This is a genomic window from Vibrio viridaestus (genome assembly GCF_003856525.1).
Lineage (GTDB): Bacteria > Pseudomonadota > Gammaproteobacteria > Enterobacterales > Vibrionaceae > Vibrio > Vibrio viridaestus.
In genome coordinates, this window is record NZ_RJVQ01000003.1 from 668,720 (window position 1) to 690,716 (window position 21,997).

20 protein-coding genes are annotated in these 21,997 nt (G+C 43.0%); 6 read left to right on the forward strand and 14 right to left on the reverse strand.

Going from position 1 to position 21,997, the window contains the following annotated elements; genetic code table 11:
• Together EES38_RS10585 and EES38_RS10590 are read right to left on the reverse strand one after the other, a co-directional pair.
• Window positions 1-1,455 (reverse strand): circularly permuted type 2 ATP-grasp protein, encoded by a 1,455-nt coding sequence (locus EES38_RS10585; protein WP_124937149.1) that lies wholly within the window; start codon window positions 1,453-1,455, stop codon window positions 1-3.
• A gap of 335 nt (window positions 1,456-1,790) precedes the next feature.
• Window positions 1,791-3,155: an HlyD family secretion protein gene (locus EES38_RS10590; RefSeq protein ID WP_124937150.1), complete on the reverse strand. Its 1,365-nt coding sequence runs from the start codon at window positions 3,153-3,155 to the stop codon at window positions 1,791-1,793.
• Between the two features lie 197 nt (window positions 3,156-3,352).
• Here EES38_RS10590 and EES38_RS10595 point away from each other — a divergent pair, with 197 nt between their 5' ends.
• Window positions 3,353-3,628 (forward strand): nitrogenase-stabilizing/protective protein NifW, encoded by a 276-nt coding sequence (locus EES38_RS10595; RefSeq protein WP_124937151.1) that lies wholly within the window; start codon window positions 3,353-3,355, stop codon window positions 3,626-3,628.
• Between the two features lie 121 nt (window positions 3,629-3,749).
• Entirely contained in the window at window positions 3,750-4,667 is a 918-nt protein-coding gene (locus EES38_RS10600; protein WP_124937152.1) for a DMT family transporter, read from the forward strand.
• 11 nt (window positions 4,668-4,678) lie between these two features.
• Here EES38_RS10600 and EES38_RS10605 read toward each other — a convergent pair whose 3' ends face one another.
• Window positions 4,679-5,998 carry a peptidoglycan DD-metalloendopeptidase family protein gene (locus EES38_RS10605; RefSeq protein ID WP_124937153.1) on the reverse strand — a complete coding sequence of 440 codons (1,320 nt, stop codon included), beginning with the start codon at window positions 5,996-5,998 and terminating at the stop codon, window positions 4,679-4,681.
• 200 nt (window positions 5,999-6,198) lie between these two features.
• Window positions 6,199-7,248, reverse strand: coding sequence for an NAD(P)-dependent alcohol dehydrogenase (locus tag EES38_RS10610; RefSeq protein ID WP_124937154.1), 1,050 nt, complete (start codon window positions 7,246-7,248; stop codon window positions 6,199-6,201).
• A gap of 421 nt (window positions 7,249-7,669) precedes the next feature.
• Between EES38_RS10610 and EES38_RS10615 the strand changes: the two genes are divergently transcribed.
• Both EES38_RS10615 and EES38_RS10620 read left to right on the forward strand, forming a co-directional pair.
• Window positions 7,670-9,406 (forward strand): ABC transporter ATP-binding protein, encoded by a 1,737-nt coding sequence (locus tag EES38_RS10615; RefSeq protein ID WP_124937155.1) that lies wholly within the window; start codon window positions 7,670-7,672, stop codon window positions 9,404-9,406.
• The gene (locus EES38_RS10620) at window positions 9,406-11,199 is read left to right on the forward strand and encodes an ABC transporter ATP-binding protein (protein WP_124937156.1); all 1,794 of its coding nucleotides are present in this window, start codon (window positions 9,406-9,408) and stop codon (window positions 11,197-11,199) included. Before EES38_RS10615 ends, EES38_RS10620 begins: the two co-directional genes overlap by 1 nt.
• Before the next feature lie 35 nt (window positions 11,200-11,234).
• Here EES38_RS10620 and EES38_RS10625 read toward each other — a convergent pair whose 3' ends face one another.
• From EES38_RS10625 to EES38_RS10635, 3 genes are all read right to left on the reverse strand, one after another.
• Window positions 11,235-11,702, reverse strand: coding sequence for a cyclophilin-like fold protein (locus EES38_RS10625; RefSeq protein ID WP_243694178.1), 468 nt, complete (start codon window positions 11,700-11,702; stop codon window positions 11,235-11,237).
• A 120-nt stretch (window positions 11,703-11,822) separates the two neighbouring features.
• Window positions 11,823-12,269 carry a cupin domain-containing protein gene (locus EES38_RS10630; protein ID WP_166434240.1) on the reverse strand — a complete coding sequence of 149 codons (447 nt, stop codon included), beginning with the start codon at window positions 12,267-12,269 and terminating at the stop codon, window positions 11,823-11,825.
• 55 nt (window positions 12,270-12,324) lie between these two features.
• Window positions 12,325-12,954 carry a carboxymuconolactone decarboxylase family protein gene (locus EES38_RS10635; protein WP_124937158.1) on the reverse strand — a complete coding sequence of 210 codons (630 nt, stop codon included), beginning with the start codon at window positions 12,952-12,954 and terminating at the stop codon, window positions 12,325-12,327.
• 366 nt (window positions 12,955-13,320) lie between these two features.
• On the opposite strand from EES38_RS10635, the gene EES38_RS10640 reads away from it, so the two are divergent.
• Window positions 13,321-14,232, forward strand: a complete 912-nt coding sequence (locus EES38_RS10640; RefSeq protein WP_439333249.1) for an AraC family transcriptional regulator — start codon at window positions 13,321-13,323, stop codon at window positions 14,230-14,232.
• Window positions 14,233-14,504: 272 nt separating this feature from the next.
• On the opposite strand, the gene EES38_RS10645 is transcribed toward EES38_RS10640, so the two are convergent.
• A complete protein-coding gene (locus EES38_RS10645) occupies window positions 14,505-15,434 on the reverse strand; it encodes a DMT family transporter (protein ID WP_124937160.1) in 930 nt (309 codons plus the stop codon).
• Window positions 15,435-15,592: 158 nt separating this feature from the next.
• Between EES38_RS10645 and EES38_RS10650 the strand changes: the two genes are divergently transcribed.
• A complete protein-coding gene (locus tag EES38_RS10650; RefSeq protein ID WP_124937161.1) occupies window positions 15,593-16,033 on the forward strand; it encodes an Lrp/AsnC family transcriptional regulator in 441 nt (146 codons plus the stop codon).
• 24 nt (window positions 16,034-16,057) lie between these two features.
• On the opposite strand, the gene EES38_RS10655 is transcribed toward EES38_RS10650, so the two are convergent.
• The 6 genes from EES38_RS10655 to EES38_RS10680 form a co-directional block, all read right to left on the reverse strand.
• Window positions 16,058-16,411 carry a hypothetical protein gene (locus tag EES38_RS10655; RefSeq protein WP_124937162.1) on the reverse strand — a complete coding sequence of 118 codons (354 nt, stop codon included), beginning with the start codon at window positions 16,409-16,411 and terminating at the stop codon, window positions 16,058-16,060.
• Window positions 16,412-16,749: 338 nt separating this feature from the next.
• The gene (locus EES38_RS10660) at window positions 16,750-17,325 is read right to left on the reverse strand and encodes an NAD(P)H-dependent oxidoreductase (RefSeq protein WP_124937163.1); all 576 of its coding nucleotides are present in this window, start codon (window positions 17,323-17,325) and stop codon (window positions 16,750-16,752) included.
• 133 nt (window positions 17,326-17,458) lie between these two features.
• On the reverse strand, window positions 17,459-18,955 hold the full coding sequence (locus EES38_RS10665) for a tripartite tricarboxylate transporter permease (RefSeq protein ID WP_208020427.1): 1,497 nt from the start codon (window positions 18,953-18,955) through the stop codon (window positions 17,459-17,461).
• Between the two features lie 9 nt (window positions 18,956-18,964).
• Window positions 18,965-19,438: a tripartite tricarboxylate transporter TctB family protein gene (locus tag EES38_RS10670; RefSeq protein ID WP_166434241.1), complete on the reverse strand. Its 474-nt coding sequence runs from the start codon at window positions 19,436-19,438 to the stop codon at window positions 18,965-18,967.
• 77 nt (window positions 19,439-19,515) lie between these two features.
• Window positions 19,516-20,487, reverse strand: coding sequence for a Bug family tripartite tricarboxylate transporter substrate binding protein (locus EES38_RS10675; protein ID WP_208020428.1), 972 nt, complete (start codon window positions 20,485-20,487; stop codon window positions 19,516-19,518).
• 31 nt (window positions 20,488-20,518) lie between these two features.
• Window positions 20,519-21,988, reverse strand: a complete 1,470-nt coding sequence (locus EES38_RS10680) for an NAD(P)-binding domain-containing protein (RefSeq protein ID WP_124937165.1) — start codon at window positions 21,986-21,988, stop codon at window positions 20,519-20,521.
• Window positions 21,989-21,997: the final 9 nt, after the last annotated feature.

Below are 21,997 nucleotides of genomic sequence, written 5' to 3' on the forward strand. Positions count from 1 at the left end.
TTATTCCCCCTTCGACGCCACGATCCATGTATCTTTACTACCACCACCTTGTGACGAGTTGACGACAAGGGAACCTTTCTTCATTGCAACCCTTGTCAATCCACCTGTTGTTACATAGGTTTTATCACTTTGAAGAATGAAAGGTCGTAAATCGAGATGACGAGGTTCTAGACATCCTTTGCTGATCAACGCTGGTGCGGTCGATAACTTAAGCGTTGGCTGAGCAATATAATTGCGAGGGTTTTCCGTTATGAGACGTGCAAACACCTGCTGCTCTTCTTTCGTCGAATGAGGTCCCACAAGCATGCCATAACCGCCAGATTCGTTGGCGGGTTTAACCACTAACTTATCGAGATTTGCCAACACGTATTCACGCTGTTCTTTATCTTCGCAAAGATAGGTTTTCACATTCGATAAGATCGGTTCTTCATTCAGATAGTAACGAATCAAATCAGGAACATAAGAATAAACGACTTTGTCGTCAGCCACACCGGCACCAGGTGCATTCGCTAAGGCAACATTGCCCGCTTTCCATGCGCGAATTAATCCCGGTACCCCTAGCATTGAGTCTGGAATAAATGCTTCGGGATCGATAAACAGATCATCAATTCGTCGGTAGATAACGTCAACACGTTCCGGTCCATAGATAGTTTTCATATAGACCACATCGTCATCACCCACGAACATGTCACTACCTTCTACCAGCTCTACACCCATTTGTTGAGCCAGGAAAGCATGTTCAAAATAAGCTGAGTTGTAGATACCTGGAGTAAGAACAACGATTTCTGGGTGTTCTATATCTCGTGGCGAAAGTGCCGCGAGAGTGTCATAGAGCTGAGATGTGTACGAATCAATCGGTAAAATGTCATCATTTTCGAAAAGCTCGGGTAAAACACGCTTCGTAATGGCTCGGTTTTCCAACATATAGGAAACACCAGAAGGTACTCGTAAATTATCTTCTAACACATAGAAAATACCATCGTCAGCACGGACTAAGTCTGTACCACAAATATGGGCCCACACTCCAAATGCCGGAGAGACACCAACACATTCTGGTCTGAAGTTTTTCGACTCTTTGATAATGTGCTCTGGAATAATGCCATCTTTAATGCAGGTCTGTTCGTGGTATAGATCATCGATAAATCGGTTGAGTGCGATAAGTCGCTGTTTGAGTCCCTGCTCGGCTATTTTCCAGTCTTTGCTATCGATAGTCCGGGGAATAATATCAAAAGGCCAAGCCCTATCTATGTTGCCTTCCTCGGTATATACGGTAAAACTGATGCCCATTTCCTGGATTGTTGCCTCGGCCATTAAACGCCGTTTTTCGAGCTCATCAGCGGAGAGAGTGTCTAGATAATTGAGAAGTTGAGAAGAAGCGCTTCTTGGATTGCCCTGTTCATCGAGTAATTCATCAAAAAAGCCGTCTGACTTATAGTTCTGCGTAAGTTTTTCCATCGGCGTTCCATCCTGTAAACAACCTTGGTTAACGTCTCTTGCAAGGATAAACTTCCCTTGTGCTCCAAGTTGGTGAATGGCAAATAAAAACAATCATCATAATGAAGTGAGACTTTTCTTTATTTATTAGTTACTTATTAAAATTTAATTTTATTTAGAATAAGTACAAATAATACATAGCAAATCTTACGCCATATTTTCACTTGTTGCATATGATAAAAACCGTACTAATATCCCTTTCTAATACACTTCAGTTATTAAAAGAAAAAAGCGAAGACCAGAGTCTTCGCTTTAAACATAACAATTAACGTTGATATTGACGTAGAGGGGCGTCGTTACCAACCCAATGACGATGATGGATTGAATAAGAATTTATTCAGCTCAGGTGAATCAATACCTTGGATGCTACTCATTGTATAAGCACCGTTGGCGCCTAACGTTTCCACTGTAGGCTTCTCTGACTTACTCAAGACTTCAGCATCGAACGGAGCAAGGAACGCTTTTTGTTGACCCTGCATAGTTTTGAAATGATACACAAGCAAACCACGTTTGGCATCGCTCGAAAGTGTAATTGGTTTTGCATATTCGACGTTTGTATCGTGTTCTGCATTTTGAACCAAGTTTTGACGCACTTTCTCAAGCACGTCAGCAAACGTGTGGTCGAGCTTATTTGTCTCTTCTCGAAGCTCTGAACGCAAGAATGCTTCTTTAACCTCTTTACTATCAATCTCATTGAGTTGTTCTTTTGCAGACTTTATGTTTCTTTCAGCAGCCTGATACGCCCAACTATTTGGCTCAAACTTGAAAGGATGCTGGTTTTGAGCAATTATTTTCTGTTTCTTCAGATCGCTTTTTGCATTATCTAATTTGAAGTAAAGCTGGCCATTCTTCGAGCCAAAGCGAGGCCCTAACTCTTGATTAATTTTCAATGTATCGATAATGATATTTTGGCCTACTTTAAAGGACGGTTTATCTGCAAGTTCAGTACGAACTGGTTTTAATGCATAGCAGCTGCCCTCATATTCGATCACATCAAACTTTTCTTTTCTGCACTGACTTCCGCGTTTTTTATAGTAGCTATAACGCAAATTAATAGATGTCTGTTTTCTAATCGGCAAACTGTAATCCATAATATCTTTATTGGTAGCATCAAGATATTGCTGTAATAAATCGTTTTTCTTATTGTTTAACTCTTCAACCTTTTTCTCAAGAGCCGTTATATTTTGTTCGAAAGGTTTAATCTGCTCCTGATAAGCCGCGAAGTTTTTATCTGACGTGTCGATATCATTTTGAGAAGTCACGATTTCTTTCTCTAACGCTGATTTTTTCTCTTCATGATAGCTAACCCACTGTTTTTGCGCCTGACTAACAGCATCAGACGTTTCTTTTATCGATGCTTCAGCCGCCGTTTTTACTGTATCAACATGTAAGTCGCTCAAGGTCAGTTTACTATCCGATTCAAGACCAAGAATGATATCTTTAGCTTCATCCGCCTCTTTAAGCGTATCCGCGTATATTTGATACTGCTCTTTTGGTAATTGATACAGGTCACCTGATACAAATTCTAATTGTCCGGCATTGACAAACATATTTAAAGCATCTGGGATCTTAACTTCTGCTTCTTTTTCACCACACCCACTCAGTAGAGCGGCAGCGATTATAGGAAATGCTAACGACGCTGTTTTTCTTGATATAAACAAAATATAAGTCCTTATAATTATTTCGATTTTTAATAACGGTCGGCATTTTAAGATATTGACAAGAAAAACCAGCGCTGCAAACTTGAGATATAAACAAACTTCTCAATGCTGAGAGCGTCTTGTTGTTTGAGTCAACACAATAATAAATAGCAAACTTAGTGCTATGTTGAGTACATCAACTCTACATAGGATTCGGTATGGATAAGCCTGGCATCATGGACGTCATCAAACGCTTTGGTTCAATAGAAGAAGCACTGCTGTATTTTGACATAAGTTTCGACCAAGCATTCATCGACGAATATCGCCTACCCTTGATCAAACGTTTTAATGGTTATCTTATTCTCAAACCACCGACCGACTGGTTTGAAGCAAGAAGAGCACTTAAAAATGCATATTGTAAAATACAGCGCTCTCGGTTAGATAAATACACGCGTCAGGCATGCAGAGGCTGTACAACCTGTCAAAGAAGATAGCTGCAAGTTATCTTTTATTTTCCTTCCTACTATCCCACTCAGCATAATTGCATTACATTATCCGATTCTAAACGGATTTTTATTTTTCACTGATTGTCAGTGACAGTACAAAGGAAATGTCATGCAGGTTAACGCCAAACACTACCTAATGCTTTTAGGGCTTGGACTCATATGGGGTAGTTCCTTTCCATTTTTAAAAGTTGTGTTGGAAAGCATGACACCAATTAGTGCGGCAGCATTTCGCTTGACCATTTCAGCCTTAGCCATGATTGTCATAATTAATGTCTTTAAGCTGAAAATACCCAATGATTGGCGTGTGTGGCGAGATTATATGGTAATCGCCATTATCGGAAATGTTGTTCCTTTTTTTCTTATCTCTTGGGGAGAACAACATATTAGTGCGGCTTTAGCGTCAGTACTCATGGGACTCATCCCGTTAGCCACAATGCTAGCAGCGCATATTCTCACTGACGATGAAAAAATATCGATGACCAAATTAGTGGGCGTTATTGTTGGTGGTGCTGGCGTTATCATCCTTATCGGCGTTGACGCATTGGATGATCTTGGGACTTATGTATGGGCGCAACTGGCTGTAGTTGTCGCGGCAGTCTGCTATGGTGTTTCATCAGTTTATGCGAGACGTAGCAAGGTTACCCAATTCAATCCATTATCAAACGCTGCCGGAGTTCTGATCTGCTCATCCCTAATCTCGTTACCGTTTGCATTTAGCTTTGAGTCGCCGTCAGAACTGGACATTACATTGCGTTCGATTTCAGCCTTACTGTTTTTATCGCTTGTTTGTACCTGTGCGGCATATTTTCTGCTCTACAATTTGCTAGCGCAGGTAGGAGCAACCTTTACTTCATTTAACAACTATCTTGTGCCTGTTTTTGGAATGATTATCAGTGTGATACTGCTAAACGACCCAATAAAAAGCACCACTTACATAGCACTTGTGCTTATATTTTCTGGCTTAGCAATTTCGCAGCAGAAGAGCGTTACCCTGCGTAACCCGCTTGGTTTGGACAAACGTTACTGAAGATTAAACCATCAGTTATTGCTCGCCAAAGCGGGCCCTTCTGACTGTTCCATTTCGTTCTTTTTAACCACATTATCGAATTCAGACACTCGCGCCAAAAACGACTTGCGATCTTTACTGGAAAGCGGTCTTGAATTCGGCAAACTGACTTTCATTGCGTTAACGGCTTTATTTCGTACCAACACCTCAAAGTGAAGGTGAGGACCAGTGATACGTCCTGTTGCACCAGAGAGTGCAATCTTTTCTCCACGTTTTACGTACTGGCCTTTCTTCACTAAGAAGCGACTCAGATGAAGATAGCGCGTCTTATAAGTACTATTGTGCTCTATCACAATATACTTACCCGCATAGGGATGGTTGCGAATTGCAATCACACGGCCATCACCTGTGGAGTATACGGGTGTACCCGATGGCGTGCCAAAGTCAGTACCATTATGCGGGGCAATTCGGCCTGTCACAGGGTGTCTTCGGTTAGGATTAAAGGAAGACGTGATTCTTCTATAACGCTGAGTAACAGGATAACGATCCAAAGAATGTTCTAAACTATTTCCTTTACGATCGTAGAAACGGCCATCATCGGCTAGAAATGCAGCGACTTCATGATTATGAAGGTCGATAGAAACCCCTTCAACTTCACTGTTCCCCGTCAACTGATCACCAAGAAACTGCCTCTTGACCAATATATTGAATTTATCGCCCTCACGAATCTGCCGAGCAAAATTGACTTTATCCCTGAACACTCGAGTAATATTGGCGACCTGATTCATGTTCAGCCCAGCATCTAAAGCTGACTTAGAAAAACTGCCGTGCACTTCACCCGTATAAAGTTTCTCTTTCCACTCTCCGGGCTCTTCAACATACTGATAGCTGTATGAATTATCATTTTCCAACGAGTAAATGGAGCGTTCGGCGATGCTTTCGTGGAAAATCAGTTTCTTTAGTTCGTTGGTATCGTGATTAATTACCAACTCCAAGCGATCACCTGGTTTAATGGTATCGAGTTTAAGATAGTTGAGATCAGCTTCGAGTAAACGCTGAACAATGATATAGGGTAAATTAAGATTAGAGAAAATGTCGCTGAGCGTATCACCATTTTTTACGACTACGTCAATATTCGCTATTGGATTAGCTTTTTCGACAGGCGCTTCAACGACCACTGGAGCCTCTTCATCTGCGTCTACAAATGACGTAGACTCGGCGTTATTTTCTTCTTCAGAGCTTCTTTCGACTGAGACAACTTCTTCAGAAGGCTCTAAGCGCAAGGTAATCAAACCCGCTAAAGCAAATGAAGCGACGGCAATAATAATAAGTACTGGTCGGACAAAATTCATAATCTAAACGTGATAACTCGCGATCTGTTATACTATAACACGCCGTAGTATATACGTTTCCACTTCTTTTTTAAACCTTAGTAGCGCATCATGAATGTGCCGAATAGATCCAGTCAAGGATCTGTTAGGAAGATCTAGTTTCTTTGTAAATTCAATAAAAAGCGAGCCAAATGGCTCGCTTTAACGTTTGATAAGTTAACTTATGCTGCGGGCATTGACGCCATATCGATAACAAACCTATGGGCCAGATCACCTGACGCCAATTTCTTAAATGCGTCATTGATTTCTTCGATTCGAATTAGCTCACATTCTGGGTAAACATCATGCTCAGCACAAAACTCAAGCAGCTCTTGTGTTTCAGCAATGCCACCAATCAGAGAGCCCGCGACACGACGTCGGCCAAATACTAATGGTAAGGTCATTGGCTCATCCAACATCCCAATTTGCCCCACAATCACTAGTGAACCATCAATATCCAATAATGGCGTATAGATATTCACATCGTGTTTTGCTGGAATGGTATCGATGATCAACTCAAACGACGCTCCAGCAGCTTTCATCGCTTCTTCATCAGTCGATGCAAGAATCCCTTTCGCGCCAAGTGCTTTAGCTTGTTCTTCTTTCGATTGAGTACGGCTAATCACGGTAACATCGGCACCCATTGCGACAGCAAGTTTCACGGCCATATGTCCAAGACCACCTAAACCGATGACAGCCACTCGAGAACCGGCTTTAACACCCCATGTTCTAAGTGGTGAGTACGTTGTGATGCCTGCACATAGTATTGGTGCAGTACGGGTGATATCGAGCTTATCTGGAATACTAAGAACAAACTCTTCGCGCACAACGATGTGCTTAGAATAGCCGCCTTGTGTAATTTCACCGGTTTGACGATCTGGCGCTCCATAAGTCGGAGTCATTCCATTACGACAAAATTGTTCTTCTCCGTGCTCACACTGATCGCATTCCTGACAACTATCGACCATACAACCGACAGCGACACGGTCACCAACTTTGTATTTTGTTGCCGCAGAACCAATAGCAGTAACCATTCCCACAATTTCGTGTCCAGGAACAAGAGGATAAGGTTGAGGTCCCCAATCTCCATTAACAGTATGTAAATCGGAGTGACAAACTCCACAGTGAGTGATTTCAATAGCAATGTCATTAGGACGCAAATCTCTACGCTCAAAATGATATGGGACTAATTCTGAATCATGTGAATGTGCTGCGTAACCTACTGTTTTCATAACACTCTCTTTTTACTTTATGTGGTTAAATGAAATATCGGCGTTATAAAACACCGATATCAATAGAGTATAGACTTAGCAGAGAATATGCTTGTCAGATAATCTTTAATTATTGCCTATTTGGGTGCGAGTGTAGTTACCGCTTATAAGTTGGAAATATCCATTACTTAGATTTACCGTATTCATAAGCTGCATACTCTTACTCTACATTGGTGATAGTTTGCTAAGCGAAAAGAAACATGAGCAAATATCATTCTTGTTTAGCGCCCTGCTCGGTTTTTATTCAACGCTTGCTGGGTTACACTGTAAACGCTCCATTCTTGGATCAAAAACCCAGTTCCAGACAGTAAACCTAAGACTGGCAGGTTTTACTATCATCATTTCAACATAGTCTATGTTTTCTCCCAACCGGATCGAATTAATGCGGCTTTATCGACACTTAAAATGGTTTTTATATGAGCACAAAGCGACTTACGCGATTGCATTACTCATGCTCTTTTGTGTCTCAGTTATGAATATGGCGGTACCCTGGCTTATTGGTAAGTCAATTGATCAACTATTAGAAACAAAAAGCTTCCACGAATCTGAAATCTACCTTATCTCGTTAGTCGCCATTAGCGTCATGGTGTATTTATTGCGCTTTGGCTGGAGAAGAATGCTATTTGGTACCTCCTACAAGCTTGGCAATATTCTGCGAAAGCAATTCTATGAGCGACTATTAAACCAAGGACAAGGCTTCTACAACAATTACTCGACTGGCGATCTCATGGCTCGAGCGACGAATGATATTGATGCCGTCGAAATGGCCGCTGGTGAAGGCATTCTGTCGGGATTTGACGGTATGATCACGTTCATACTGGTATTGATTATGATGTTTGTCTTTATCGATTGGCATCTTGCAATCCTTGCGATCATTCCTTTTCCTTTTATGGGGTATGTCTTTTATCGTTTATCCAGTCGAATCCATCATCAATTTAAAGAAACACTCAATGCATTCTCAACACTCAATGAACATACTCAACAAGCGGTATCGGGTATTAGAATGATCAAGTCAATGGGACGAGATGCAATAGAAAACGACCAATTTAGCTCAATTGCAGAGCGCGCTGCACAATCAACGTATAAAGTTCAGCGCTCAGAAGCCCTTTATCAACCCGTGATCCAACTGAGTCTTGGTAGCGCCATGCTTATCGCATTATTAGTCGGTGGTTGGCAAATCGAATCGGGCAATTTATCCGTTGGTCAACTCACCAGCTTTACACTATATTTAGTCGAATTGATTTGGCCAATGTTTGCCTTTGGCTGGCTGATGAATATTCTGCAGCGCGGTAATGCAGCAATTGGAAGACTAGAAGAGGTATTTTCCCTTCCTGACTCGATAAAAGATAAAGGCAATTTAATTCCTAGCGGCTATGATATTGAATTGAAAGACCTTTCATTTTCTTATCCGGAATCATCCAATGTCGTCTTGGATGGGATCAGTTTTCAACATCCTGAGAATAAAACACTGGGTATTGCAGGTCCAACCGGATCCGGCAAATCAACGTTGCTTCAACTGTTAATGCGTTACTGGGAATCTTCGAATGGCAGCTTACGATTTGCTGGCCAACCAATAGAACAGTATCAGTTATCATCACTGCGCCAACAATTCGCCTATGTGCCTCAAGATGCCTTTTTATTTAGCGTCAGTATCCTAGAAAATATTCGTATGGGTCGGAGCTCAGCAACTGACGAAGAAGTGAAAGAGGCTGCACAATTAGCCGCTATCCATGACGATATCCTTGGTTTTCCAGACGGGTATGAAACACTGGTTGGAGAAAGAGGCGTAACGCTTTCTGGAGGACAACGCCAACGCTTGTCCATCGCCCGCGCATTGATTAGTAATGCCCCTATTTTAGTTCTTGACGATGCACTATCAGCAGTTGATGTCGAAACAGAGAAAACCATCATTGACCATTTGCGTAACCGCAAGCACCAAAGCTTAATTATTGTGTGTCATCGACTATCCGCCATTGAAAGTGCGGACAATATTGTAGTGCTCTCTCATGGACAACTCTCGGAATCAGGTACACATGAACAACTCATTTCAGGAGACGGGTGGTACGCACGCATGGCCGCCTACCAGCAAATGGAACGTGATATGGAGAGCATGTCGTAATGAGCAATATCAAGACAACCTCTAGCCGACGAGCCGGGTCGGCAAAGCTTCTGTTTGGCTATGTTATCGCCGAAAAAACCAAATTTATAAAAACCCTCATGATGGTGGTTCTGGCTGTTGGCTTTGATGTTCTTGGGCCGATGTTAAGTAAGATCTTTATTGATGACTTCATCATGCCTGGGCATTATTCTACCTGGCCAATCGTCGGCGTTATTTCACTCTTTATTCTTTCGATTGTGATGGCGACCTACCTTAAATACCAGCAAACGCTACGTTTTCTAGATATCGCCTTAAATGCCGTTCTCGATATTCGTAAGCGCGTTTTCAAGCATGTGCTTAAACTTCCTGTCTCTTATTTTGATTATGCCCGCACTGGTAATCTCGTCAGTCGAATTACTAACGATACCGAGTCGATAAAAGACATCTACGTTCAGTTTCTGTCGAATATTCTTGCCAATATTATTATGCTTTTAGGCATTCTTACTGCAATGGCAATCCTAGATTTTCAACTCATGCTTGTTGCATTGTTGCTGATACCAGCAGTAATGGGACTTATCTTTCTTTACCAAAAGTTTAGCGTCAAGGCGGTCACTCAAAGTCGTCAATATCGTTCCGAAATCAATTCCTCGGTCAGCGAATCCATTAGCGGGATGGCGGTTATTCAATCGACCAATCAACAGCAAGCAAAGTCAGACCAATTTGATGATGTTAACCATCACTACTACTCCACCAGACTTAAGTCAGTCGTAGTCGGTTCTCTATTGCTGCGGCCTGCGATTAACTTACTTAGTATCTTAGTTCTTGGCGCCGTGGTGTGGTTTTTTGGTCTAAAAGTGATCCAGGGTGTAACCGAAGTCGGCGTACTGTACGCATATCTTAATTATTTAGGTCGTTTTACTGAACCCCTCGTTGAAATCACGCAGCGTTTTGGTCTTTATCAGCAGGCAATTGTTGCAGGTAACCGTGTTTATGAACTGCTTCAGGAGCCATTAGAACAACACGACAAAGCCTCAATAGAGACAATAGAACACGGTAATCTCGTCATCGACGACGTTTCTTTTAGTTATAAAAAAGATAAGCCAGTATTAAGCTCTGTTTCTATTCAGGCCAACCGGGGCAAGTTCTATGCGATCGTCGGCCACACAGGAAGTGGTAAATCGACCTTACTCAACTTACTTTTAAATTTCTACCAGCCTGATTATGGTGAGATCACTATCGATGGCTCTTCTTTAAATCAGTACACAACTAATGCGCTTCGTAATGGGATAGGTTTTATTCCGCAAGAGCCGTTTGTGCTCGCCTCAACTGTTTTCGATAACATTAATATGGGAAGAAAGCTAAGTCAGTCGGAAGTCAAAGTTGCCGCTAAAAAGGCGCATTTGCATGACATAATTGAGCAAATGGAACAAGGCTATCAGACAGAGCTTGGTGAAGGAGGCTTGCGGCTTTCAAAAGGCCAAAGGCAACAACTTATCATCGCCCGAGCGCTGGCTGGAACACCTAAGATATTATTGCTCGATGAAGCCACCGCTAATATCGATAGTGAAACTGAACAAATTGTGCAGCGCGCGCTCAACGAACTAAGGGGAAGCGTTACATTAATTGTAGTGGCGCACCGACTCTCGACGATCCATCATGCTGATAACATATTTGTCTTGGATAAAGGTGCTCTACTTGAGCAAGGAACCCATAGTGAATTGATGGCTAAAGAAAGTGGACGTTACCGTGCTATGTATCAACTTCAACAGCAACAGCGTCGTGTAACTCAGGCAGAGGAAGTGACAGAAAAGTAATACAACTAGGCCAGCAATCTCGCTGGCCTTTTTCTCTATTCAGCAACTTCAATTGTCACTGTTAGATTACCACCCCTCGTGAAGCGCTCTAAACCTTCATTAATTTCCCCCAAATGAATCAAGCCATTGGCGAAACCAAAATCCTTATAGAACACCACAAGATTTCCCCAAGGAGCATAATACGAGATGTCACCTCGCATTCCTTTCGAGCCCTTCGGAGCATTAGTCGTAATTAACTTTCTCGGTAGATAGGCGATTTTTTCCGTTTGAGCATAATCTTCTAACGCAAATGTTAGGGGCAATTGTTCAATAAAGTCCCGAGTAATCTCATTGTTTTCTAAGGTTGCGCTAACGGTTTTGTCATCAAAAATAAATCGAATGTCCAAAGAAGACTCCTTTTCTAGTATTTGCTCAGTTTCTACCTGTTCACTCCAGGCGAAACGCGCTATCGATAGAGTTGCCGCAAGTACCATTAGCGGTAACGTTAAGCTCACTTTCGACATTATTCGTACCATCCGTGAGGATTAGCGATAAAGGATTTTAGTTTGGTCGCCCCAAAATCTACCCAAGCAAAAAGGAAAGGAGCACTGGCAGGCAGTGGATTGCAGCGCTCCTTCTATTTTCTATTTCAGTAAATCGTATTCTTCGTCGGAAACGGGTTCACACCACTCATTAGATGCGCCTTCAGCCGGGATCTCTAAAGCCACATGAGAAAACCAACTGTCTTTCGCCGCACCGTGCCAATGTTTGGTTCCAGGCGCAATATGAACAACATCACCCACATTGAGTTCTCTTGGTGCCTGACCGTCCTCTTGGTACCAGCCACGACCGCCAGTAACAAGTAGTATCTGCCCACCTTTATGATGAATATGCCAAAAGTTTCGACACCCTGGTTCAAAAGTCACGTTAGCAACCACGAGACCCTCAGTATTCAATAGTGATAGATAACTGGTTCCGGTGAAGTAATCTGCATACGCCACATTTTCTTCACCAAAGGCAAAGATGCCTGAACCGTTATAATGATTTGCTTTTAATTCTTCAGGAATCAGTAAGTCTGCTTTGGTACTCATAATAGCTCCGATAATCGTTAAGTTGGTTGTGCCAGCGATGGATAGAGATGTTTTGTTAGACTAAAACAGCGTCCAAAACGTGTTTTGCATTGAAAGCAACATCTTCACCACATTCTTGCTTTAGCACAGAAATAAATTCATTAAGCTGTTCCGCAGATAAGCCATTATTCATAGCTATCCCGTAGTGCGCTTTTAGTTGGCTATTGACGCCCTGTATGTTGGCGAGCATAGCGATTGTCGCTAATTCACGCTCCTTCCAACTAAGAACCTCTCTTTGAAAAATATCACCGAAGAGGTGCGCTTTCAGATAGGTGTCGATCTCCGGCGCAAAGTCAAACAAAGGCCCTGAAACTCGCTGACCCACGAGCTTTGTTTGGTTTTCAGTACCAAACTCCAGACTGGTTCTGTCTTCAGGCAAAGAACTTGCCGGTTCTCCTTGCGCATCGTTAATGCCAGCTTCGGCTCTTTCGTTCACAAGTGACATCAATGCAGCCAAAGCATTTAAACTTCTGGGGAATCCCGCATACGCATAGACTTGGACCAGAATTTCTTTCAACTGCATGATACTAAGTCCGCTATCCAACCCATTGACCAGACTCTTCGTTAACTTTTCAATATCACCACTCGCGGCATTTGCAGCAACTGGGATCATAGCCAGTTCATTTTGTGTCAGTTCTGACTGCATAGTTTTGCCCTCAAAGTCGTCTCGTTGTCGGTACGTTTAATGTACTCCTCTCATGATATTTTTCGTTAGCCTATTGATGCCTAAATCTTGCCTAAAACTCCAAAGCATTGATAAAGGAAAACCGTAAAGATAGACTTAAGCAAAGTAATCGCCAAAAGAAAATTTCAAAATAACCAACTGATTTAACATGAATTAAATTCCAATCACAGTTTAGTGGAAAGCATAATTTGCCTAAGAAATTCTGACCAAATCATCAAATATCGCAAAACAGCGCATTGCCTAATTGTCTTACTTAGAGAAAATTACTGTTATAAATGAGGCCTAGCAACGCTGCATCTTTCGACGACTTGTTTTACAGGAGTGATGATGAATACACCCATTTCAGCGCCATTAGCATCACAACAACTGGCCCAACAAATTCAGAAATGGACTGGCGACAAAAACCAGTTCGATACCGATATTCCTGGTCTACGTTTGAGTCGCTGGACTTCCCCTACAGAGCCAACTAGCTATACACATAAACCGAGTATTTGCTTAATTGCTCAGGGTAAAAAAAGAGTTCTGCTTGGTGAAGAAAGCTATACATACGATAAAAATCATTTTTTAGTTTCGTCCGTCAACTTGCCGATTATCGCCAATATTATTGAAGCCGATCCTTCGCACCCTTATTTAGGCCTCATCATGGAGCTCGACCTGCATGAGATTTCTCAGCTCATCGTTGATAGCGAATTGACCTTTAACCATGAGAAAGAAGCACAGAAAGGGATAGCGGTGGGTGAATTATCGGAGTCACTACAGGATGCGTTTATTCGCTTAATGGATCTACTCAATGAGCCTCAAAGTATCAAGATCCTTGCCCCCGTGATTAAGCGGGAAATCTTTTATCGCCTGCTCATGACTGAACAAGGTGTCCGACTAAATCAAATCGTAACAACCGGAAGTCATAGTCATCAAATTTCAAAAGCCATTGATTGGCTGAAGAATAACTTTGTGAAACCACTGAGTGTGAGCGAACTCGCCTCCTATAGCGGAATGAGCAAGTCAGCGTTTTATACTCATTTCAGATCGATGACCTCGATGACGCCATTACAATTTCAGAAGAAGCTTCGCCTCAACGAAGCGAGACGTCTGATGCTGACCGAGAATCTTGATGCCATGGCTACCACATTCAAAGTCGGCTACGAAAGTCCTTCTCAATTCAGCAGAGAATACAGCCGACTGTTTGGTGCTCCACCATCAAAGGATATCAAAGCGCTCAAAGAGTCGAATGCAGCATAAATTCTGTCATAGAGCCACGTCTCACAGCAGCACTACTTCCAACGAGTATCTTTCTGCGCTGCGAATCCACGCTCGAATCAGACGGTTTATCGTGCTGATGGGATGAAGAACGACATTTATGGCACATAAAAGTAAAACTCCTTTTAGACGAGGCTCGTCCACACACTCACCTCTAAGAGTTTATTCTGGCCATATTTGTCGTTAACACCGTAATCTGATCGTCTCTAATTCTTGCCTTATTTTGCAAAGTTAGTTCATTTAATAGCATTCACTCAAGCTTGTTCACCCCTCCAGAAACGGGTTCGGCGGCTATTCGCCAACATAATGCCAGCGATAATTAGCAACGCGCTCTCTAGGTGTATCAATCCTATGGGCTCATCTAAAAACACAAAGGCTAACCCGCCAGAAAATAAGGGCAAAGAGTAATAGAGCATACCTGACGGAACCGGACCAATATTTATAATCGCCTGATTCCACATAGTAAAAGCCACAAGTGATGCACATACACCGATATAGATGACAGACAGCAGTGTTGTCGGCTCCCAAGAGGTATTGGGTTGACCGTGAGACGTCCATAGGTAAGCGGGCGTAAGAATCAACAGTCCCAGTGCAAACGTACTCAGTTGCATAGACCAAACACTCAGTTCTTTCGGTTTAAATTTTAACAACAGACTGTATATTGCAAATGACATTGCGGCTAACAGCATCCATCCATCACCACTCGCTAAGTTAAGGTGTCTTAGCTTATCGAAATCCCCACCCGTCAAAAGCATCAGGATGCCAAAGAGTACAACGGCAATCCCGCAGACTTTTTTAGTCGTAATGGTCTCATTAAGACATAGTCTTGAGGCCACGATGACAAAAACAGGAAAGGTTAATGAGATAAGAGACAGATTGATGGCGCTTGTCGTTTGGCCCGCTTTGTAGATAAGCGTATTGAACAGGGTTACGCCAAAGACAGCGGTGATCAAAAGATAAATAATGTGACGTTTTATCGCTTTCCATTCAACAATAATCGCCTTTAATCCAAAGGGAAGTACACAGACCACGGCGACAACCCAACGCCAAAATGCGAGGCTAACCGGTTCAATACTCGTGTTTAACCCACGAGCAACGATAATATTACCAGACCAAATTGCAGTTGCGGCTATCGCACATAGATAACCAATAGCCCGATGTGACTCGATTTTTGTGATGTTCATAATACTCCCCTCTACCCCAAACACGTACTACTCGAACGTTATCTTGACGATGTATCCGACTATCAACATCGTTTAGACACAACAATAATACGTAGGAATGGGAGCAATTTTGTGCTTATATTGCGCTATTAAATTCAATTTCAACAACAACGTTACGTATGGATAGGTATAACGACAGAATATTGCAAGAACTGCAGCAAAATGGAAAATTATCCAATGTGGAGTTAGCTGAACGCATCGGTCTTTCGCCTTCTGCGACACTGAGAAGAGTTCAGGAACTTGAACGTACGGGAGTGATAAAAGGGTATCGAGCAGTGATTGATAAGCAAAAACTGGAAATCGGTTTCGTTGCTTATGTCTCCGTCGGTCTATCGGATCACCGAAAACAATCGCAGACAGCGTTCAGAGAATATGTACAGTTTATTCCAGAAGTCGTGGAGTGCCACAATATCACGGGAGAACATGAGTATTTACTGCGGGTAGAGACAAAAGATTTACTGGCTTACAAACGTTTTCACTCCGATGTATTGGGTGAATGTCCGCAAGTCCGTTCGATTACGACTCTGGTCGTCATGGAGTCGTCTAAAGATGAGCGTTAGACTTCCAAGTAGACAGAGCGGCAGCTACGCCGCTTGTCGATAGCCGTTTGAATACTCGATGATTTCGTTAATCACGGTGATCGAAAATTCGTTGAGTCGCGTATTGGTGCAGAGTGACCTTGGCATACGTCTATCAATAATAAACTGACGGATCGTACTCACAAACCGCTTAGTATGTGATTGCACCGTTTCTTTACAGCGCAAATATTCAGTGAGTCGATGATCGACAATATCGACAAAATCATCCATCTCATTGCTCTGTTCATGAATACCAAAAAAATCGGCAATAGCATTGCGATTTAATTCGATAGAGGCAGAAAGCTTGTTACTTTCTTTTAGTACAAAAGCCTTATGAACGTTAGACACCAGTTTCATCATGAAACCTCCTCTCTTTGTAATTTTTATAACCTAGCTGTTTATCTACTTACCTTTTGAAGTGAATAGCCATTTATAGGCGTTTCAATGCCTATCAACAATTCATTGTTAGCAAATGCACTAATTGTGCCAAAATTGATGCTTATAAATTGACGGCTGGATTTTTAGGCAAAGAATGGAAGGGATTACTCATTTGATGTGGGGTTCAATTGGGTCAGCTAGCAATAGCGAGTTGATAACCATTGCCGTGACTTACTCAATTGTAATTAGACATGTACTAATTTAGCCAGTAATTGAACCAATTGAGGACATACAAGAGCTGGTCTATGTGAATTTGCCACTTATTGTCTCTTAGCTGCCAACTTCGCTACTTTATTTAACCAGCTTTGTCTGTTGTCGATGCTCGAGTTAATCACGGGTCCAAAATAGGTCGAAGCCACATTCTTAATACCAGAAAACTCCAAAATGGAATTCTTCAATTGTTTATCAATTGCATTCCCCATAACGTACTTATACCAAAAAGGTGGGCTATCCATGGTGATAATCAGTTCTGACGTACGTCCTTTGAGCAGCTTCTCTGGAATAGCTTTGCCCGCAGTATATTTAAAGGCAAAACCGGGTAAAAAAGTACGGTCGATAGCCCCTTTGAATTTAGCTGGAATAGTACCCCACCAAACAGGACTGACAATGACGATATGCTCAGACCAGGTAATCTTTTCTTGGAAATCGACGAGATCAGATTCCAAATCGATAATACGATCATATCCCTCATCTAAACTGATTTGGAAATCCATATCACCAATATTAATCTGCTCTACGTGGTTCTGTTCCATCGCAACAGAAATATACTGCTCAGCTAACGATTTGCATAAGCTATTCGCTTTAGGGTTTGCGTTAATGACTAATACGTTTTTCATGAACTTACATGTCCATTTCAGGGTGAGTAATGCAGTGTAAACTCTAACCTAATTGAATACCTTTAAAACAACGTGAACTTTTAAATAATTCATACTAATAAAAAAAGAGCCAGCATTTAGCTGACTCTCTCATTTATTTTCCGATTACTCGTCGAGCATATCGATAAACTGGAACCAAACACAATATAACGAATAGGCTGAAGAAACCTTTCGACAGTGGCGATGCCACCAATGCGGCCACATCACCTTGGCTAATTAACAAGGTTAGGCGCAGGTTCTGTTCGATCATATTGCCAAGAACCAGACCCAGTACAACGGGTGCCAGCGGGAAATCAAGACGACTAAGAATGTAGCCGATAATCCCCATGCCAAACATCAGCCAAACATTGAACATGTCATTGGACAGTGCGTAAATGCCGACCAACGTTAAACACATGATCATTGGCGCAAGAATAACCTGTGGCAAACGCATGACTTGGGCAAAAAGGCGAATGGCGACATTACCACCTAATGCAAACAGCATGAATGAGGTGAAAAGCATCTGCCACATAAACCCGTAAACAACATCTGGCGTATCACGGAATAGCTGAGGTCCAGGTTGTAAACCGTGAACTAATAATCCAGCAAGAATAACGGCAGAAACACCACTTCCCGGAACACCCAACACTAAGGCCGGAATCATCGCGGCAGAGTTATCGGCATTATTACCAGTTTCTGCAGCAGCAACACCGCGTACATCACCTTTACCAAATTTGTCTTTGTCTTTGGCAGTACGTTGCAGTTCGTTGTAAGACAGAAACGCAGCCATCGAACCACCGGTTGCTGGCAATATGCCCACACCGATACCGATTAATGAAGACTTCAGCCAAGTCGGTAACAGATACTTAAAGTATTTGAAAAAGCGATCGTCCGGATGGCTCTTGATCTCGATGCGATCTTGATTTTCAGCAAAACGCTTTTCGATCATGCGGATTGCAGGCGGAACCGCATACAAACCCGTCAAGATGACCAATAAGCTAATGCCATCAATCAGTTCAAGACGACCAAAAGTAAAACGCTGTTCACCCGTAACCACATCGGAGCCGACGGTACCAAGTAGCAGACCCAAAGCGCCTGCCAGTAAGCCTTTAATCGGATCTTTACCCAGCAAAATCGCAATGGATGACATACCTAATACACCGAGCCAAAAATACTCAGCAGGGCCAAACAATAATGTGACTTTAACTAGTGGTGGAGCCAGCGCCATCAATGAAATGGCACTAAACGCACCACCGATAGCAGATGACCAACACGCAACTTTTAATGCCAGTGCAGCGCGGCCTTGCTTCGCTAATGGGTGCCCGTCAAACGTTGTCACAATTGAAGGTGGCGTTCCTGGTACATTCAGTAGAATGGCAGGCACTGCACCACCATACATTGCACCGTTATAAATACCCGCCATGATACCCAACGCCACCAATGGTGACATTGAGAAAGTAAGAGGAATAAGAACAGCGATAGCCATTGTGGCCGTCAGACCCGGTAACGAACCAACAATCATCCCCGCCAGTGTACCCACGACCATCGCGAGAATATTTTGCCATGCCAGAACTTCTGGAAGAGCGTGAAATATAGCGTTTAGCATTTCCATGATGAGTCCTTAGATAGAGTTCGCGAATAGAGTGACAAAAAACTCTTTTGGTAGCGGGCGTTCAAACAGCGCGACAAAAATGAGGTATACGAAGATACAAAATCCGAACGCAGAAAGGGCAAGCGGCAGTCGTTTATGATAACCAGCACCTTTTGCAACAGCGATAATAAGAATGAAAGAACAAGTGAAAAAACCAACATATGGGATGGTTAAAAAGTACAGGGCAAGTGTGAGAAACCCAAACAACATACGCTTGGTAGAAATCGCAAAACGCCAGCCGTCTTTACTGTACTGTTTGAAGTGTGACGCTTTACCAATTAAGCCTCGAACAAATAATGCCGCGGATAAAATTGCGATGATAAGCAGTAGTACTGCTGGAAACATGAGGGCATCATTCGGCAGATCTTGGATTTGGAACCATCCTAAAATCGCCAGAACAATCATGCCTAATGCGACAAGAGATTCGGCCATTCGAAAGCTCATAGAATTGCTCCTAATATGGAAAATAATAGTCGGCCACAATCCAGACAGGATTGTGGCCATTTATAAACCTTGGGTTCTTATTTTGTCCAAGGAGTAGCAGCCCATGCTGCATCAAGAGACTTGCTCACTGATTTTAGGAAGTTTTCGTAATCTTTGCCGCCCAGATAATGAACAGGAACGCCTGCCGCTTTCGCTTTTGCTAGGTATTCCGGATCGTTCATCGCCTTGTGGACCGCTTCAGATAGGATTTTCACGATTTTCGGATCGGTACCGGCAGGAACCGCCAAACCACGTGATGTACCTGAAATAACATTAACGCCTTGCTCTTTAAATGTCGGCGTATCAGGGGCCATTTCACTGCGTTCTTCACTCATAACGCCAAGAAGACGCATAGAGCCATCAGCAACATATTCATCCGCTTCAGAAAGGTTGAATGCAGCAACTTGAATATGACCACCTAAAAGAGCTGTGCGCAACGGAGCTGTTGAGCCAAATGGAACGTGGTTAAATTTCGCGCCTGTCGCCGCTTCAACACTCAAAATTGCGATGTGCTCTGATGAACCAACAGAACCAGAGGTACCGATAGGTAGTGATCCCGGATGCTCTTTACCGTAGTTAACCAAATCTTTAAGTGTTTTCAGTTTGCTGTCAGAACGAACAACGATAACACCTGGATCGTAAACAAGGTTAGCCACACCAGTAAAGCTCTCTGGAGAGTAAGATGTCTTACGCTCGTAAGAATAGCTGTACATCGCTGGCAGGTTAATAAAGCCCATTGTGTAGCCGTCGTGATCGCTGTTAGCTAACAGTGAAAAGCCCACTTCGCCACCCGCACCTGGCTTATTGACAATAACCAGGTCTTCACCCAGGTATTTCTCGATATAAGGTTCAATTGTTCGAGCAGCAACATCAGTACCCCCCCCCGGAGCAAAAGCGACTAAGACATCCACAGACTTCGATGGATAGTCCTGAGCGATTGCGTTACTTGCACTGAGCGCGGTCATACTTAGCCCTAAAAGGCATGAGAGCGAGCGTTTTAGTTTTATCATGATGATTTCCTTTTCCTTTTATGAAGGCGTATCAGCCGCTAGTGCGGTCTTGTTGTGATATAAGTGTTTGGCTGGCGTCTTCCCATTCGTCACCCTGAAGCTCTGGGTTATTAAACGCTTGCAAGCGCTCAAAATAGGTTTCTGCGTTACTCGTAAATAATTGTGCAACGATGCCTCGCATCAGTCGGTCAGCACCATTTGAAATGGCAGGAATATCCCCTGAAAGCTTACCGTGAGAGAGCATTGCCGCATCGTTAAAACAGTGAATCTTAGCTAAAACGGGGCAACCTCCAGGTTCTTTTTCTAAGAACTCAAATGACTCTCCCAAGTAAGGTGCGTTGAGCATACTTGAGTAAGGTTTTCCCATTGATGGCTGGTAAATACCATCTTTCCAAGTGCGAATATGATCAGCAAATGAGGAGAACTCAGGACGACCCTGAAAGTCGTTACGAAAACCGGTTGCTGAGATCAAGAAGTCGGCTTCAAACGTTGCTAAAGGTGTGTGGACCGAAATGTTTGACTCATTCTCAACTACCGATTCAACCGGACATCCTAAGAATAAGCGAGCATTGTCATGTTGAGTAACGCGTAATGTAGAAAGACGAGGTGGTGGCACCTGCTGTTCGTTCACGTACGCGATGTACTTGTATTTCCATTCGTCAGACAGATAGCGCATACCATTGACCACGCCCTGAGAGCTGATCCCGGTCATCTTGTTAATACGCGGCATCTCTTTACGGCGAATCAGCATATCCACTTGTTTTGCGCCTGCTTCAAGTGCCGTTGCAGCGTTATCCATTGCTGACGCACCCGCGCCGATTACCACAACACGCTTATCTTTTAACGCACTGAAATCGATAGGATCTGCACTGTGCGCCCAGTATTTGCGATCAACTTTGCTTAAAAAGTCAGGGCTTGCACCACCACCGATACCAGAACGACCCGTTGCCAACACAAGATGGCGACAGTATTCAGTACGCTGTCCTGCTTTATCTTCAATCTTCACCGCAACCAAATCGTTACCGACATCTTGCACTTCGACAATGCGAGTCTCATTGACGACAGGAAGAGATAAAACATCGCGATACCAACGGAGGTAGTCCATCCATACGCCTTTCGGAGCAAGCGTCAGCTCGTCAAAACCTTCTTCACCCCATTGTGCTTCATACCAAGCACGAAACGTGAGTGATGGAATACCGAGACACGGCCCAGCAAGCGTTTTAGGAGAACGAAGTGTTTCCATTCGGGCGAACGTTTCCCATGGGCCTTCTAACCCTTGGGTCGCGCGATCATAAAGCACGATATTATCGACACCAGCAAACTTGAGTTTAGCCGCTGCTGCAAGACCACACATCCCTGCCCCGACAAACAACACGTCCCAAACACGTTGTTCTTGAAAGTAAGTCGGTTCTACCCAAGATTTGGATGGTAATTCGAGTAGCGTTAAATCTTTCGCTACCCGTTGGTTTAACGTCGTAATACCTTCTTGATTATAAGTCATAGCAATGCC

Excerpts from the sequence above, each read along its gene's own strand:
- EES38_RS10595 (WP_124937151.1), top strand. The coding sequence starts at position 3,353 with ATGGATAAGCCTGGCATCATGGACGTCATCAAACGCTTTGGTTCAATA.
- EES38_RS10620 (WP_124937156.1), top strand. The coding sequence starts at position 9,406 with ATGAGCAATATCAAGACAACCTCTAGCCGACGAGCCGGGTCGGCAAAG.
- EES38_RS10585 (WP_124937149.1), bottom strand. The coding sequence starts at position 1,455 with ATGGAAAAACTTACGCAGAACTATAAGTCAGACGGCTTTTTTGATGAA.
- EES38_RS10630 (WP_166434240.1), bottom strand. The coding sequence starts at position 12,269 with ATGAGTACCAAAGCAGACTTACTGATTCCTGAAGAATTAAAAGCAAAT.
- EES38_RS10645 (WP_124937160.1), bottom strand. The coding sequence starts at position 15,434 with ATGAACATCACAAAAATCGAGTCACATCGGGCTATTGGTTATCTATGT.
- EES38_RS10610 (WP_124937154.1), bottom strand. The coding sequence starts at position 7,248 with ATGAAAACAGTAGGTTACGCAGCACATTCACATGATTCAGAATTAGTC.
- EES38_RS10655 (WP_124937162.1), bottom strand. The coding sequence starts at position 16,411 with ATGATGAAACTGGTGTCTAACGTTCATAAGGCTTTTGTACTAAAAGAA.
- EES38_RS10600 (WP_124937152.1), top strand. The coding sequence starts at position 3,750 with ATGCAGGTTAACGCCAAACACTACCTAATGCTTTTAGGGCTTGGACTC.
- EES38_RS10635 (WP_124937158.1), bottom strand. The coding sequence starts at position 12,954 with ATGCAGTCAGAACTGACACAAAATGAACTGGCTATGATCCCAGTTGCT.
- EES38_RS10675 (WP_208020428.1), bottom strand. The coding sequence starts at position 20,487 with ATGATAAAACTAAAACGCTCGCTCTCATGCCTTTTAGGGCTAAGTATG.
- EES38_RS10670 (WP_166434241.1), bottom strand. The coding sequence starts at position 19,438 with ATGAGCTTTCGAATGGCCGAATCTCTTGTCGCATTAGGCATGATTGTT.
- EES38_RS10650 (WP_124937161.1), top strand. The coding sequence starts at position 15,593 with ATGGATAGGTATAACGACAGAATATTGCAAGAACTGCAGCAAAATGGA.
- EES38_RS10605 (WP_124937153.1), bottom strand. The coding sequence starts at position 5,998 with ATGAATTTTGTCCGACCAGTACTTATTATTATTGCCGTCGCTTCATTT.
- EES38_RS10615 (WP_124937155.1), top strand. The coding sequence starts at position 7,670 with ATGCGGCTTTATCGACACTTAAAATGGTTTTTATATGAGCACAAAGCG.
- EES38_RS10660 (WP_124937163.1), bottom strand. The coding sequence starts at position 17,325 with ATGAAAAACGTATTAGTCATTAACGCAAACCCTAAAGCGAATAGCTTA.
- EES38_RS10680 (WP_124937165.1), bottom strand. The coding sequence starts at position 21,988 with ATGACTTATAATCAAGAAGGTATTACGACGTTAAACCAACGGGTAGCG.
- EES38_RS10625 (WP_243694178.1), bottom strand. The coding sequence starts at position 11,702 with ATGTCGAAAGTGAGCTTAACGTTACCGCTAATGGTACTTGCGGCAACT.
- EES38_RS10665 (WP_208020427.1), bottom strand. The coding sequence starts at position 18,955 with ATGGAAATGCTAAACGCTATATTTCACGCTCTTCCAGAAGTTCTGGCA.
- EES38_RS10640 (WP_439333249.1), top strand. The coding sequence starts at position 13,321 with ATGAATACACCCATTTCAGCGCCATTAGCATCACAACAACTGGCCCAA.